Origin of the sequence: Blautia sp. AF17-9LB (assembly GCF_003479185.1) — a bacterium.
In the GTDB taxonomy this organism is placed as follows: domain Bacteria; phylum Bacillota; class Clostridia; order Lachnospirales; family Lachnospiraceae; genus Fusicatenibacter; species Fusicatenibacter saccharivorans.
The window spans coordinates 54,311-70,025 of sequence record NZ_QUGU01000020.1 but is presented as its reverse complement, the minus strand read 5'-3'; the positions used below and the strand labels follow the sequence as shown (position 1 = coordinate 70,025).

13 protein-coding genes are annotated in these 15,715 nt (G+C 51.0%); 11 read left to right on the top strand and 2 right to left on the bottom strand.

All coding sequences use genetic code 11. The features are described from left to right. The first annotated feature begins 69 nt into the window (after nt 1-69). From hpf to DWX00_RS17140, 8 genes are all read left to right on the top strand, one after another. Entirely contained in the window at nt 70-597 is a 528-nt protein-coding gene (gene hpf, locus DWX00_RS17175) for a ribosome hibernation-promoting factor, HPF/YfiA family (protein WP_055218411.1), read from the top strand. 234 nt (nt 598-831) lie between these two features. After that, on the top strand, nt 832-3,402 hold the full coding sequence (gene secA / locus DWX00_RS17170) for a preprotein translocase subunit SecA (protein WP_055218413.1): 2,571 nt from the start codon (nt 832-834) through the stop codon (nt 3,400-3,402). Nucleotides 3,403-3,543: 141 nt separating this feature from the next. Next, a protein-coding gene (prfB, locus tag DWX00_RS17165) for a peptide chain release factor 2 (RefSeq protein WP_117509617.1) occupies nt 3,544-4,651 on the top strand; the annotation gives its coding sequence in 2 pieces (ribosomal slippage) (nt 3,544-3,594 and nt 3,596-4,651; 1,107 coding nt in all). Nucleotides 4,652-4,762: 111 nt separating this feature from the next. Beyond that, entirely contained in the window at nt 4,763-6,016 is a 1,254-nt protein-coding gene (locus tag DWX00_RS17160) for an SPFH domain-containing protein (RefSeq protein WP_118595861.1), read from the top strand. A 56-nt stretch (nt 6,017-6,072) separates the two neighbouring features. Further along, nucleotides 6,073-7,170: a TFIIB-type zinc ribbon-containing protein gene (locus tag DWX00_RS17155; protein WP_118595860.1), complete on the top strand. Its 1,098-nt coding sequence runs from the start codon at nt 6,073-6,075 to the stop codon at nt 7,168-7,170. After that, nucleotides 7,167-8,018, top strand: coding sequence for a TPM domain-containing protein (locus tag DWX00_RS17150; RefSeq protein WP_055228304.1), 852 nt, complete (start codon nt 7,167-7,169; stop codon nt 8,016-8,018). The genes DWX00_RS17155 and DWX00_RS17150 overlap by 4 nt, the downstream gene beginning before the upstream one ends. Nucleotides 8,019-8,110: 92 nt before the next feature. Beyond that, complete coding sequence (locus DWX00_RS17145) at nt 8,111-8,557, top strand: ACT domain-containing protein (RefSeq protein WP_022461318.1); 447 nt, start codon at nt 8,111-8,113, stop codon at nt 8,555-8,557. 30 nt (nt 8,558-8,587) lie between these two features. Next, nucleotides 8,588-9,805 (top strand): homoserine dehydrogenase, encoded by a 1,218-nt coding sequence (locus tag DWX00_RS17140; protein ID WP_118595859.1) that lies wholly within the window; start codon nt 8,588-8,590, stop codon nt 9,803-9,805. A gap of 89 nt (nt 9,806-9,894) precedes the next feature. Here the strand turns inward: DWX00_RS17140 and DWX00_RS17135 are convergent, their stop codons facing one another. Next, a complete protein-coding gene (locus tag DWX00_RS17135) occupies nt 9,895-10,713 on the bottom strand; it encodes a DUF975 family protein (protein ID WP_118595858.1) in 819 nt (272 codons plus the stop codon). Nucleotides 10,714-10,732: 19 nt separating this feature from the next. Beyond that, nucleotides 10,733-11,209 (bottom strand): DUF4190 domain-containing protein, encoded by a 477-nt coding sequence (locus DWX00_RS17130; protein ID WP_118595857.1) that lies wholly within the window; start codon nt 11,207-11,209, stop codon nt 10,733-10,735. A gap of 209 nt (nt 11,210-11,418) precedes the next feature. On the opposite strand from DWX00_RS17130, the gene DWX00_RS17125 reads away from it, so the two are divergent. The 3 genes from DWX00_RS17125 to trpS all read left to right on the top strand — a co-directional run bounded on the left by DWX00_RS17125 (nt 11,419) and on the right by trpS (nt 15,643). Next, nucleotides 11,419-13,563, top strand: a complete 2,145-nt coding sequence (locus DWX00_RS17125; protein ID WP_022461314.1) for a Tex family protein — start codon at nt 11,419-11,421, stop codon at nt 13,561-13,563. A gap of 66 nt (nt 13,564-13,629) precedes the next feature. Continuing rightward, a complete protein-coding gene (locus tag DWX00_RS17120) occupies nt 13,630-14,394 on the top strand; it encodes a YlmH family RNA-binding protein (RefSeq protein ID WP_022461313.1) in 765 nt (254 codons plus the stop codon). Nucleotides 14,395-14,557: 163 nt separating this feature from the next. Further along, nucleotides 14,558-15,643 (top strand): tryptophan--tRNA ligase, encoded by a 1,086-nt coding sequence (trpS, locus tag DWX00_RS17115; RefSeq protein WP_022461312.1) that lies wholly within the window; start codon nt 14,558-14,560, stop codon nt 15,641-15,643. Nucleotides 15,644-15,715 lie beyond the last annotated feature (72 nt).

Here is a 15,715-nt window from a genome sequence, read left to right as displayed (position 1 = left end):
CTATAATTAGAGTTACTTACAGGGGAAGTGAAGAGCCTGTAAAATTTGAGAGCAAAGGGGTTGGGCATAATGAAAATTACCATCAGCGGAAAAAATATTGACGTGACAGAGGGATTAAAAGCCGCGGTCAACGAAAAACTTGGCAAACTGGAGAAATATTTTACGCCTGACACAAATGTCATTGTAACCTTAAGCGTAGAGAAAGAAAGACAGAAAATTGAGGTTACCATTCCGGTAAAAGGAAATATCATCCGTTCCGAGCAGGTAAGCAACGATATGTACGTATCCATCGATCTGGTAGAGGAAGTCATCGAACGCCAGCTTCGCAAATACAAAAACAAAATTGCCGACAAACAGCAGGAAGCAGGAAACTTCCAGAAAGAATATCTGGAGCATGACTATCTGGAGGACGAAGACATCCAGATCATCCGTACGAAAAAATTCGGCATGAAACCAATGTATCCGGAAGATGCCTGCGTACAGATGGAACTTCTTGGACACACCTTCTTCGTATTCCGCAATGCAGAGACCGACGAAGTAAACGTCGTTTACAAGAGAAAGAACAACACCTACGGTCTGATCGAGCCGGAGTGCTGAAAAGTAAATAAAGAATGAACAGTCACCCTGTTTCCAGCTTAGAAAAGCTGTGAAACAGGGTGACTTTTTCGCGGAAAGGGCCGGAAAGTCCGGGAAAAGCCGTAAAAACAGCGGAAAACCGGGGAACGGCACCAAATGTTTACGAAAAATTCATTGTTATCTTGTGCCAGAAGTGGTAGAATAGTACCATATGTTAATATGGCAATTAATAGAGAAAGCAGGAGCAAACATTCTATGAAATTCACAGAAAAACTTTTTGGTACGCACAGTGAGCGCGAGCTGAAACGAATCTATCCAATCGTAGACAAAATCGAAGCTCTCCGCCCGACCATGCAGGCGCTGACCGATGAAGAGCTGCGTGCCAAGACAAAGGAATATAAAGACCGCTACAACGGAGGCGAATCCCTGGATTCCATTCTCCCGGAAGCATTCGCAACCGTCCGCGAGGCAGCAAAACGTTCCCTCGGTATGGAACACCACCGCGTACAGCTGATCGGTGGTATTATCCTCCATCAGGGCCGTATCGCTGAGATGAAAACCGGTGAAGGAAAAACCCTCGTTTCCACCCTTCCGGCTTACCTGAATGCACTGACCGGACGCGGTGTCCACATTGTTACCGTCAACGATTACCTGGCAAACCGAGATGCTGAGTGGATGGGCAAAGTCCACAGATTCCTCGGTTTGACCGTCGGTGTCGTTCTGAACGATATGAAGAACGATGAGCGCCGCCAGCAGTATGCATGCGACATCACCTACATCACCAACAACGAACTTGGTTTCGATTACCTGCGTGACAACATGGTGATCTACAAGGAGCAGCTCGTACAGAGAGAGCTTGCTTACTGTATCATCGACGAGGTCGACTCCGTCCTGATCGACGAGGCAAGAACACCTCTGATTATTTCCGGACAGAGCAGCAAATCCACCAAGCTGTACGAGACCGCAGATATTCTGGCACACCAGATGCAGCGCGGCGAGGCAAGCGGCGAGATGACCAAGATGACCGCGATCATGGGCGAGGAGATCGAGGAGACCGGAGACTTCATCGTCAACGAGAAGGACAAATTCGTTACCCTGACCGATGACGGTGTGAAGAAAGTCGAGAACTTCTTCCATATCGAGAATCTCTCCGATCCGGAGAACCTGGAGATCCAGCACAACGTGATCCTGGCGCTGCGTGCCAATTATCTGATGCACCGCGACAAGGACTACGTAGTCAAAGACGACGAGGTTCTGATCGTCGATGAGTTCACCGGCCGTATCATGCCGGGCCGCCGTTATTCCGATGGTCTGCATCAGGCAATCGAGGCAAAAGAGCACGTAAAAGTAAGAAGAGAGAGCAAGACTCTGGCAACCATCACGTTCCAGAACTTCTTTAACAAATACGAGAAAAAAGCCGGCATGACCGGTACTGCCCTCACCGAGGAGCAGGAGTTCCGTGACATCTACGGCATGGACGTTATCGAGATCCCGACCAACCGCCCGGTCATCCGTGTGGATATGGACGATGCCGTATACATGACGAAAAAAGAGAAATTCCACGCAGTCGTAGAGGAAGTCAAAGAGGCACATGCCGTGAACCAGCCGGTTCTGGTTGGTACCATCACCATCGAGACTTCCGAGCTGATCAGCAAAATGCTTCGCCGCGAGGGAATTCCGCATCAGGTCTTAAATGCGAAGTTCCATGAGCTCGAGGCAGAAATCGTAGCCCATGCCGGTGAGGCAGGAGCCGTTACCATCGCGACCAACATGGCCGGCCGTGGTACCGATATCAAGCTGGATGATGTGGCAAAAGCTGCCGGCGGCTTAAAGATCATCGGCACCGAGCGTCATGAGTCCCGCCGTATCGACAATCAGCTCCGCGGTCGTTCCGGCCGTCAGGGAGACCCGGGTGAGTCCCGTTTCTACATTTCCCTGGAAGACGATCTGATGAGACTCTTCGGTTCCGAAAAACTGATGGGCATTTTCAAATCCCTCGGCGTACCGGAAAATGAGCAGATCGAGCACAAGATGCTTTCTTCCGCCATCGAAAAAGCGCAGAAGAAGATCGAGGGCAACAACTACGGAATCCGTAAAAACCTGCTCGACTATGACCAGGTCAACAACGAGCAGCGTGAGATCATCTACAAAGAGAGACGCCGCGTTCTGGACGGCGAGAGCATGAGAGACACCATCTTCAAGATGATTGCCGACACCATCGACAATACCGTAGATCTCTGCATCGGCGAGAACACCGAGCAGTCCGAGTGGGATCTGACAGAATTAAATGAGATGCTGCTCTCCATCATGCCGGTGAAGGCAGTGACAAAAGAGCGCGTAGAGAAGATTTCCAAAAACGAGCTGAAACAGCAGTTAAAAGAGGAAGCTGTTAAACTCTACGAGGAGAAAGAAGCAGAATTCCCGGAGGAGGAGCAGATTCGTGAGCTTGAGCGTGTCGTTCTTCTGAAGGTTATCGACCAGAAGTGGATGGATCATATCGATGATATGGATCAGCTCCGCGAGGGTATCGGCCTGCAGGCATACGGCCAGAGAGACCCGAAGGTTGAGTACAAGATGGCAGCTTACGACATGTTTAACGAAATGCTCGAGTCCATCCAGCAGGATACCGTCCGTCTCCTGTTCCATGTACGTGTTGAGCAGAAAGTAGAACGTGAGCAGGTAGCCAAAGTGACCGGAACCAACAAAGACGAGTCCGGCCCGAGAAAACCGGTACAGCGCGCAGAACGTAAGATCTATCCAAACGATCCATGCCCGTGCGGAAGCGGCAAGAAGTACAAACAGTGCTGCGGAAGAAAACCAGTTTGATAAAAGCAGAACAGCAGTGAGAGGGATGAGCACGATCCGTTTGACAAAGCACGCAGCTTCCCTACCAGAAGCTGCGTGTCATACAAAATATAAAACAGAAAGCAGGTGAAGCTTGTGGTAGTTGAATTAGACCAGTTCAAAATGGAACTTGGCACATACGATAAACCATTAGTGGAAGTGAGGGATTCACTTTGACCTCGCTAACAAAGAGCAGAGGATCGAAGAATTAGAGCGTAAAATGGAGGAACCCAATTTCTGGGACAACCCCGAAGAAGCGCAGGAGCAGATGAAACAGCTGAGCAGCATGAAAGAGGACAGAGATACGTATCAGAAACTGGTATCCGCCAAAGAAGATATGGAAACTCTGATCGAGATGGGACAGGAGGAGGATGACGATTCCGTTGTTCCGGAAATCGCGGAAATGATGGAAGAGTTCAAGGCATCCTTCGATGCCATCCGCATCAAAACCCTGCTGTCCGGCGAATTTGACAAGGACAATGCGATCATCAAACTGAACGCAGGTGCAGGCGGAACCGAGGCGTGCGACTGGTGCGGCATGCTGTACCGTATGTACACCAGATGGGCAGAACGCAAAGGCTTTACGATCGAGGAACTCGACTTTCTGGACGGTGATGAGGCCGGTGTGAAGTCCGTGACATTCCAGGTCAACGGCGAAAACGCTTACGGTTATCTGAAATCCGAAAAAGGCGTTCACCGTCTCGTCCGTATTTCTCCGTTCAACGCGGCAGGAAAACGCCAGACATCGTTCGTATCGTGCGATGTTATGCCGGATATCGACAAAGAGATCGATGTTGAGGTTCGTGATGAGGATATCCGTATCGATACGTACCGTTCCAGCGGTGCCGGCGGACAGCACATCAACAAGACGTCATCGGCGATCCGAATCACGCATATGCCGACCGGCATCGTGGTTACGTGCCAGAATGAGCGTTCCCAGTTCCAGAACAAGGACAAGGCAATGCAGATGCTGAAAGCAAAATTGTATATGCTGAAACTCCAGGAGCAGGCAGATAAGCTGAGCGACATCCGCGGCGAAGTAACCGAGATCGGCTGGGGCAACCAGATCCGTTCTTACGTTATGCAGCCATACACCATGGTCAAAGACCACCGTACCAACGCAGAGACCGGAAACGTCGATGCAGTCATGGACGGCGGAATTGATCTGTTTATCAACGCATATCTGAAGTGGATTGCCCTCGGAACCGGAGCGAAAGAGGAAGAAGCATAATTCGGCTGTGGGCAGAGCACAGTGACAAGTAAAATAAGGAGCATTTTCACCAACAGAGGACGGAAATGCTCCTTTCTGTTTTGAAGCCAAAGGCAAACAGGAGGTAAAAGTATGGGTATTATCAGAGCAGCAGTCAATGCAGTACACGGCAGTCTCGCCGATCAGTGGCTGGAGACCGTGGAACCGTATGAGATGGGGGAACATACGGTATTTACAGAGGGAATTCTGGTAAGAAAAGGCCAGAATAAAAAGGGAAGCCAGACGATTTCAAACGGTTCTGTGATCCATGTCTATGACAATCAGTTCATGATGCTGGTAGACGGCGGAAAGATCATTGATTACACCGCAGAGCCGGGCTACTTTACCGTAGACCAGTCATCGTCTCCGTCGATGTTCAGCGGATCGCTTGACGCGGCAGTAAAAGATACGTTTGAGCGCCTGAAATTCGGCGGCCAGACTCCGCATGAGCAGAGAGTTTTCTATATTAATCTGCAGGAAATCAAGGGAATCAAATTCGGAACGAGAAATCCGGTCAACTATTTCGACCAGTTCTACAATGCCGAGCTGTTCCTTCGGGCACACGGTTCCTATTCCATCCGCATCGTCGATCCGCTCCGCTTCTACGCAGAGGCTGTGCCGAGAAACGCATCCCGCGTGGAGATCGAGGATATCAACGAGCAGTATATGAACGAATTTTTAGAGGGCCTGCAGTCCTCGATCAATCAGATGGCAGCCGACGGCATCCGCATTTCGTTCGCAGCATCCAAGAGCGCCGAGCTGTCCCGCTACATGGCAGATGCGATGGATGAGAGCTGGCGGGCAATGCGCGGCATGGAGATCCAGTCCGTGGCAATCGCAAGCCTTTCCTACGATGAAGCTTCCCAGAAACTGATCCAGATGCGCAACGAAGGTGCGATGATGTCTGATCCATCGATCCGTGAGGGCTATGTACAGGGAGCGATGGCACGCAGTATGGAGAAAGCAGCAGCCAACCCAAACGGAGCCATGAACGGCTTTATGGGTGTTCAGATGGGTATGAATGCCTTCGGTTCCTCGTTTGCATCGGCGTCCGCTTCGAATCAGCAGCAGATGCAGCAGCAGGCGGCAGCCAAGACACAGCAGGAAGCTGCAAAAGGCGTATGGAAATGCTCCTGCGGAACGGAGAACACCGGCAATTTCTGCTCAAACTGCGGAAGTGCAAAGCCGATGGTGTGGATCTGCGGCAAGTGCGGAACGGAGAACAGCGGGAAGTTTTGTTCGAACTGCGGCAGCCCGAAACCGGAAGCGGCAGGAAAATGGGTCTGCGCATGCGGGACCGAGAATACCGGCAAGTTCTGCTCGAACTGCGGAAAACCAAGACAGTAAAAGAAAACAGATAACCATCCAATACAACAGCGGCTCCGGGGAAGGAGGGATAGAATATGGAGGTTATTACATACAAATGCCCGAACTGCGGAGGCGATCTGACCTTCGATCCGGCAAGCGGAAAGTATAAATGCGAGTACTGCCTGTCCTCGTTTACACAGGAAGAAGCCGAAAAGGCGAACCCGAAAGCAGCGGAAGCGCTGAACGGGGAGGACGATGCTGCCGGTGCACAGGAAGCATCCGATGCACAGAAGGAAAGCAGTACGGAGGAAACAGAGCAGGGCGAAGCAGTTGTCTACACCTGCCCGAACTGCGGCGCCGAGATTGTGACCGATGCGACGACGGCAGCGACATACTGTTTCTACTGCCACAACCCGGTGGTGCTTTCCGGCCGGCTCTCGGGAGAATATATGCCGGATTTCGTGCTGCCGTTTAAGATCAGCAAGGAGCAGGCAATCGAGAAATTTTTGTCATTTGCGCGGAAGAAACGCTTTATTCCGAAGGACTTTTTCGAGAAAAACCAGGTACAGAAGATGACGGGTGTCTATTTCCCGTACTGGATTTACGGCGGAGACTTTGAGACGGATTACATGGCACGCGGCCGGAAGGTGAGAGTCTGGCAGACCGGTGATGTGGAGTACAAAGAGACCAGCATCTACGATGTCCGCCGGGAGGGCGAGGTCCGCGTGGACGGTCTGTCGCGCAATGCACTGAACAAGGCCGACCGCGATCTGATCGAATGCGTGCAGCCCTATCGTCTGGAGGAGATGCAGCCGTTTTCTATGGGCTATCTTTCCGGATTTCAGGCGGAAAAACGTGATATCGAACAGGCGCAGATCGCACCGGAACTGAAAAAAGAACTGGAGATGATGGCGCGCGGCGCAATGCGGAACGAGGCGAACGAGTATCTCTCCCTCGAGCAGGAGAAAATGAAGCTTTCTCCAAAGCGGGAGGACTGGCGTTACGTACTGTTTCCGGTCTGGACACTGACGTATCCGGGAAAAGACGGAAAGGTTTATTACTACGCGATGAACGGCCAGACCGGCACGATCAACGGTGATTTTCCGTTTGAGCGGAAAAAAGCGCTGCTGACGTCGGTTGTGAGTGCACTTTTTGTACTGATCTTTATGCTGGTGGGAGGGTATTTCTCATGAGAAGAATGAAAAAAGCGAGACAATATCTGCTCGGCATTTTTGCAGCCCTTCTGCTGTGCGGGATTTTTTCTGTGAATACCGTAAAAGCGGACACCCAGTATGTCTATGACAACGCATCGCTTCTTTCGGATGAGGAGGAGCAGGATCTCGAGCGTTCCTGTGCGGAGTTCGAGAGCAATACGGACATTCATATGGTGATCCTGACCGAGTACAGCAGCGGCTCCGAGGACTGTCAGGCGATTGCGGATGATTTCTATGATAAAAAGTATCCGAAGGAGCCGAACGGCGTCTGCTTTCTCATCGATATGGGACAGCGCCAGATTGTGATTTCAACGTCGGGCATTATGCAGTATTATATGTCGGACGCGGAAATCGATGACATCCTGCAGGCAGCGCAGAGCTATGCAAAAGAGGGCGACTATGCGGGGACGTTTGCAAAAATGATTACGATAACGCAGGAGTGCTTCGACCGCGGTGTTTCCGAGGCGGACTACCTGATTACAGAAGACGGCTCGATCATTCATTACCGTAAAATCAACAGTACCGAGGCAATGATTGCTGTCCTTTTAGCTGCTGTGACAGGATTTTGTGTTTATTTTGGAATCTGGAAGAGTTACAGACGAAAGAAAAACCGCGGTGCAAAGGGCTATGCGGATCTGAAACGCGTAAAAATCAGAGACCGCAGGGATGCACTGATTGACCGCCATGTGTCGATGCACAAGATCCCGAGGGACGACGGAAACCACGGAGGAGGCGGTTCCGGCGGCGGAGGAGGCGGTGGCGGCGGAAGCCACGTTCACACATCCGCCAGCGGAAACAGCCACGGCGGCGGAAGTATCGGATTCTAAAAAGTCCTTGCGCATTGTGCCGGAATATGGTACGATCTTTCCTGTGAAAACAAATGTATTTCCTGGAAAGAACATAGAAACAGAGGATTGCCATGAGAGAAGAGAAAACAAAGTATTATGTAATCAAAGAAAAGGCGGTTCCGGAGGTCCTTTTGAAGGTCATCGAGGCCAAACGGTTGATGGATATGCAGGAGCTTACCGTGCAGCAGGCAACGGAAAAAGCGGGAATCAGCAGAAGCTCTTTCTATAAATACAAAGATGATATTCTTCCTTTTCATGACAATGCAAAAGGAAAAACGATTACGTTTATTCTGCAGATGGACGATGAGCCGGGACTGCTTTCCGATGTGCTGAAGATTATCGCCGAGTTTCACGGAAACATTCTGACCATTCATCAGACGATTCCGTTAAACGGCGTGGCGTCACTGACAATCAGCGTGGATATCGCGGAAGACCGGGGAGACGCCTCGGAGATGATCAATGAGATTGAGTCCAGACAGGGAGTTCATTATTTTAAAATCTTAGGACAGGAGTCCTGAAAAAGAAAAAGCAAGAGAGGGACAAAAGAGATGATTCAGATTGCAGTATTAGGATATGGCACCGTTGGTTCCGGCGTGGTAGAAGTCATCAACACGAACCATGACAGCATCAACAAGAGAGCAGAGAACGAGATTAATATCAAATACGTTCTGGATTTAAGAGATTTCCCGGGAGATCCAGTGGAAAAAGTGCTGGTACATGATTACGAAGTGATCGCAAACGATCCGGAGGTTGATATTGTTGTCGAGGTCATGGGCGGCGTTGAGCCGGCTTACACCTTCACAAAACGTGCGCTGGAGGCTGGAAAGAGCGTCTGCACATCCAACAAAGAGCTGGTGGCAAGACACGGTACCGAGCTTCTTGCAATTGCAAAAGAGCACGGCGCAAACTATCTGTTTGAGGCAAGCTGCGGCGGCGGTATCCCGATCATCCGTCCGTTAAACTCCTCCCTGACTGCAGATGAGATCGATGAAGTAACGGGTATCTTAAACGGTACGACAAACTACATCTTAAGCAAAATGGCAAGCGACGGTTCCGATTTTGCCGATGTGTTAAAAGAGGCACAGCGCCTTGGCTACGCAGAGCGCAACCCGGAAGCAGACGTAGAAGGCTACGATGCCTGCCGTAAAATTGCGATTCTTTCTTCTCTTGCCTATGGAAAAGAAGTCAATTACGAAGAGGTTTACACCGAGGGAATCACAAAGATCACCGCAGAGGATATCAAATATGCGACCTCGATGGGAACCGCAATCAAACTGCTCGCAACAAGCCGCAAGGTGGGTAATCAGTATTACGCCATGGTAAGCCCGGTGATGATTGACGCGAAAAACCCGCTGTACAGCGTAAACGGTGTCTTCAACGCCATCTTCATCCACGGAAATGTACTGGGTGATGCGATGTTCTACGGAAGCGGAGCAGGAAAGCTTCCGACCGCAAGTGCCGTTGTAGCCGATGTCGTAGACTGCGCAAAGAACAAAGGCAGAAACATCATGATGAGCTGGAGCGAGGAAAAACTGGACCTGCTGCAGATCGATGATGTAAAGAGCCGCTTCTTCGTCCGCGTGTCCGGCCACGCCGCAGAGCGCCAGAGTGAGATCGAGGAGCTGTTCGGAAAAGTAGAAATCGTAGCAGTTCCAAGTCTGTCCGAGGAGTTCGCATTCATCACAGGCGAAATCACAGAGCAGGAGTACAGAGAAAAAGCAGAGAAACTCGACGGAATCCAGAGCAGAATCCGCGCGAGAATTTAAGATCTCGAAATAGACATAACTAAAAAGACGTTTCACAGCCGTAAAGCAAGGGGTGTGAAACGTCTTTTTAGTTATCTTAAAATTTATTTTTAAAGATCTGTGCCGGATCCAAAGGAATCTGTATCATATCCCACCGGTTCCGATGCCGGATACAGGACATCTTTCCGTTCCTGATAGAACGCAGCCATCGTGATCTGCATATAGGGCATTACCCACAAAAAGCCGATGGCACAGGAACAGGATGCGAGAATCTCAAGCCCTAAGAAACTTAAGAGAAGCAGAATGTAGCGGAAAAAGTTCTTCTTCATCATCGCAAAGCTCTGACGGATCGCCTGGATCGGGCCGATGCCGGGAGCGTCGTTCATCACGAAGGTGGAAAGGGAAAACGGAACCAGCACCAGCGTGGAAACGAGAGAGCCGATCAGCTTATAAACGTAAACATTCATGAGCGAAGAAAGCTCGGCATCAATGGAAAGTGCTGTTCCAAGCGTCAGTTCCGCACTCGGGGAGGAAAGATACTGGAAGCCCGGAATGCTGGAAATCAGGGCGATCACGGAGCTGATGCCGTTGATGATAAGGAACATCAGCACGTACTGGTCCGGGTGGTGATAGAAAGCGTAGAGCATATCACCGACGGAAATCGGTTCCCCGCGCAGCGTTGAGAGGCAGATCTTTAAGTAGCCCGCCTGAAAGAGGCTGAGGAGCAGGGAAAACAGGAACAGCGTCAGATTCAGGAAAATGATATCGTACAGCGTTGTGCCTGAAAAAATCAGCGTCGGGATGAGGGAGCAGGAGAAGGTGAGAAACAGGTTGATCGCGGTTGCGCCCACCAGCGTGCCGCATCGGCCTGCCATGGCCTCACGGGCCTGCTTTTTCAGTTCTGAAAATTTCTGTTTTTGTCCGTTCATGAAAAATCCTTTCTGGTACCTAGATGGTATTTCCGTCGGTGGTTGTTCCGTTATCCGGTGTCATCTGGTATTCCTGCATGTACTGATTGTAATACCGCTTGAGCAGGTTGGTGCTGCCGCCGCTGACCATGTTGAAAAGCAGGAAAGCATACATGCAGATACCGACAATTATGCCGATGGTACAGCCCGCCAGACCGGCTTTTGCCGTGCCGCTCATGCGTCCTGCGCCGCGGCTTAAAAGGGCGAAGATCACGCCGAGCGAGCCGAAAAACAGGGAACCCATGTTGAGCATGAACAAAAAGGAGCAGATCGCCATGACCATCGAAGCGGCCGCAAGGGCCTGCGAACCCGTCCTGCGCGGCGGCTGTACGGGAGGCTGCTGCTGGTAATGCTGATACGGTCCGGGACGCTGGCCCTCAGGCACGCCGTACGGATGGGAGGACTGATAGGAATCTCCGGACTCATTGGTGTTTGGATCGTAATTTTCTGGTGTCATAAAATGTCCTTTCTTCTGCAAAAAAGCGCGGTTTCACACGCAGTCTGTCAAAAAAGCTATAGTAAAGATTTTATCATGTAAGGTTGACAAAAACAAGACCTATTGATAAGGTAATAGAGTGGCTGTTCCGCCAAGGGTCCCGCTTTTTATGCGGGAAAAACAGAGAAGGAACAGCGTGTTTTGGAAGAGACAACAGGAGGAATTTACCTATGGATATGAATCAGGTATTGGCAGCTGAGCTGAACGTCAAACCGTGGCAGGTAGAAGCTGCAGTGAAACTGATTGACGAGGGAAACACGATCCCTTTTATTTCACGATATCGAAAAGAAGCAACAGGTTCCTTAAACGATGAGATACTGCGAAATCTGTACGATCGTCTGATGTACCTGCGCAGTTTAAATGACCGCAAGGCCGTTGTCCTTGCGAGCATCGAGGAGCAGGGCAAGCTGACCGCAGAACTGAAAAAATCCATCGAAGAGGCCGCAACTCTCGTGGTCGTAGAGGATTTATACCGCCCGTACCGTCCGAAACGCCGGACGCGTGCGACGATCGCAAAAGAAAAAGGACTGGAGCCGCTGGCGAATATCATTCTTCTACAGATGACAAAAGAGCCGCTCGAAAAAGAGGCAGAGGCTTTTGTTTCAGAAGAAAAGGAAGTCAAAACGGCAAAAGACGCCATTGCTGGTGCCTGCGACATCATCGCCGAGAGCATTTCCGATGAGGCCGATTACCGTATGGAGATCCGCCGCAGAACCGAGGCGAAGGGCCTGATCGTCTCGACAGCAAAGGATGAGAAAGCAGAGTCCGTTTACGAGAATTACTATGAGTTTTCCGAGCCGGTATCGAAAATTGCCGGACACCGTGTGCTGGCACTGAACCGCGGTGAGAAAGAAAAATTCCTGAACGTCAAAATTGAGGCGCCGACGGAAGAAATCCTGCGTTATCTCGAGAAAAAAATCATCACCAAAGAGAATCCGCAGACAAAGCCGGTTCTGCAGGCGACCATCGAGGATGCCTACAACCGTCTGATCGCTCCGGCCATCGAGCGTGAGGTCAGAAATCAGCTCACCGAAAAGGCAGAGGACGGTGCGATCAAGGTCTTTGGAAAGAACCTTGAGCAGCTTCTGATGCAGCCGCCGATCGCAGGCCAGGTTGTCCTTGGATGGGACCCGGCGTTCCGTACGGGATGCAAGCTGGCCGTTGTCGATGCGACTGGAAAAGTGCTCGATACCACCGTGGTTTACCCGACCGCGCCGACGAACGAGAAGAAGATTGCGGCAGCGAAAGCCACTGTAAAAGATCTGATCCACAAATACGGCGTCACCCTGATTTCTGTCGGAAACGGAACTGCAAGCCGTGAGTCCGAGCAGATCATCGTCGAGATCTTAAAAGAGATCCCGGAGAAGGTTGCGTATGTGATCACAAACGAGGCAGGAGCGTCCGTTTACTCCGCAAGCAAGCTGGCAACCGAGGAATTTCCAAACTTTGATGTCGGACAGCGAAGCGCCGCTTCCATCGCACGCCGTGTGCAGGATCCGCTGGCAGAGCTTGTCAAAATCGATCCGAAATCCATCGGTGTCGGCCAGTATCAGCACGATATGAACCAGAAGAAGCTCGGCGAGGCGCTCGGCGGTGTCGTTGAGGACTGCGTGAATAAAGTCGGTGTCGATCTGAACACGGCATCCGCGTCGCTGCTGGAATACATTTCCGGTGTCAGCAAGGTGATAGCAAAAAACATCGTGGCATACCGCGAGGAGAACGGCCGTTTCGAGAGCAGAAAAGAGCTCCTGAAAGTGGCAAAACTCGGACCGAAGGCGTTTGAGCAGTGCGCGGGCTTTATGCGCATCACCGGCGGCAAAAATCCGCTGGACGGCACAAGCGTTCATCCGGAGAGCTACGAGGCAGTAGAGAAGCTGTTTGCAAAGTTAAATATGAAGACAGAGCAGATCAGCGAGGGACCGACGGCGTTCTTCATCAAAGATTACAAAAAGATGGCAGAGGAGATCGGTGTCGGCGAGATTACGCTGCGCGATATCATCAAAGAGCTGCAGAAGCCTGGCCGTGACCCGCGTGACGAGATGCCGCGCCCGATCCTGCGCACCGACGTGCTCGATATGAAGGACCTGAAGGTCGGCATGATCTTAAAGGGAACCGTGCGCAACGTCATTGACTTCGGTGCATTCGTCGATATCGGCGTGCATCAGGACGGACTCGTCCACATTTCCCAGATGACGAAACGCTTCATCAAGCATCCGCTGGAGGCTGTGAGCGTCGGCGATATCGTGGAAGTGAAGGTCATCAGCCTTGATCTGGCGAAGAAGCGGATCGGGCTGTCGATGCTGCTGGATAAATAAAGTGTGATACGTGGGCTGCCCGAAAGAAAACAGGGGCAGCCCGCGGTGTATCAAAGGGGGATTACCATGAATGAGGAAGAAGTGCTGGTCGGACGGATTCAGGATCTGGCAGAGCAGTGTTATCACAGGGATGTTCCGTCACACACGGAGTTTCTGACGCTGGCGGAGCAGGATCTGTTCTACCGTACGGTAAATAAAATCCCGGGCGTGCGTTACGTGCTGTCCGGCGGATACGAGGCGGCAGAGCGGAAAGCGGCGCTGTTTCTGCCATCCTATGCAGAGGACGGTGATGCGTCGATGCTTCCGATCGCAGTCGTGCGCATCAGCCCGCTGAATGAAAAATTTGCGGATGCGCTGTCACACCGTGATTTCTTAGGATCACTGATGAATCTCGGCGTGGAGCGGTATAAGCTGGGAGACATTCTGATCGATGGAAACCAGGCGTATCTGATCTGTATGGCGGATATGGCGGACTACATCTGTGCGGAGCTGAAAAAAGTGCGCCATACGAGCGTGTACTGTGAAGTCGAGGCGGGACTGCCGGAGGAGCTGACGGAGCCGAAAACCGAGCGGAAAGAAGGCTCCGTCGCTTCCGTGCGGCTCGATGCGGTGCTGTCGCTGGCGTTCAGCAGTTCGCGGAGCAAAATGGTGCCGCTGATCGAGGGCGGCCAGGTGTTTATCAACGGAAAGCTGGTGACATCGCCGAGTGCGTCATTAAAAGAGGACGATCTCGTGACCGTGCGCCATATGGGAAAATTCCGCTATGTGGGCGTGCAGAACCAGACGAAAAAGGGAAGGCTGTACGTGGCTGTTGAACGATTTGTCTCATAATAGATATTTTGAGGGATTTTACAGGAAAAGACCATTGACAGTGTTTGTAAAAAGACGGTATTATAGAGGGTATGTAGAAGGTCCGCAGTTATGAGAATTTTCATGAAATTTTTCATACAGAAGCGGACTGCGAAGATTACGTATCAGGAAGGCAGGAAGAAAAATGGGAAAAATTATACTGACCGGTGACCGACCGACCGGCAAGCTGCATGTAGGACATTACGTTGGTTCACTGCGCCGCCGCGTAGAGCTGCAGAACTCCGGTGAATTCGATAAAATTTACATCATGATTGCAGACGCACAGGCGCTGACCGACAATGCGGACAACCCGGAGAAGGTGCGCCAGAACATTCTGGAGGTAGCACTGGATTACCTTTCCTGCGGACTTGATCCGGAAAAGAGCACCATCTTTATTCAGTCTCAGATTCCGGAACTGTGCGAGCTTTCTTTCTATTATATGAATCTCGTTACGGTTTCCAGACTGCAGAGAAACCCAACCGTAAAATCGGAGATCCAGATGAGAAACTTTGAGGCGAGCATCCCGGTTGGATTCTTCACCTACCCGATCAGCCAGGCAGCCGATATCACTGCATTCAAGGCAACGACCGTTCCGGTTGGAGAAGATCAGATGCCGATGATCGAGCAGACACAGGAGATCGTCCACAAATTCAATACAGTTTATGGCGAAGCACTTGTGCAGCCGAAGATTATGCTGCCGGAGAATGATTCCTGCAGACGTCTGCCGGGTATCGATGGAAAAGCGAAGATGAGTAAATCGCTCGGAAACTGCATTTACCTGTCCGAGGAGCCGGATGAGATCAAGAAAAAAGTCATGAGCATGTACACCGACCCGGATCACATCAAGATCACCGATCCGGGCAAGATCGAGGGAAATACCGTATTTACCTATCTCGATGCATTCTGCCAGCCGGAGCACTTCGAGCGCTATCTGCCGGATTACGCAAATCTCGACGAGCTGAAAGCACATTACCAGAGAGGCGGCCTTGGCGATGTCAAAGTGAAGAAGTTCCTGAACAATGTACTGCAGGAGACCTTAGAGCCGATCCGCAATCGCAGAAAAGAGCTGGAAAAAGACATTCCGGCGATCTATGAGATGCTGAAAAAAGGCAGCGAAGAGGCAGAAAAAGTTGCCGCTCAGACACTGGCGGATGTCAAAGCAGCCATGAAAATCAACTATTTTGATGATCTGGACCTGATCCGTTCTCAGGCAGAGCGTTACGGCAAATAATTACCAATAGAAGATAAATGGAAAAAGCGGACATTATGGTTCCGCTTTTTCTGTTGCAGGGCGGACGAAAGT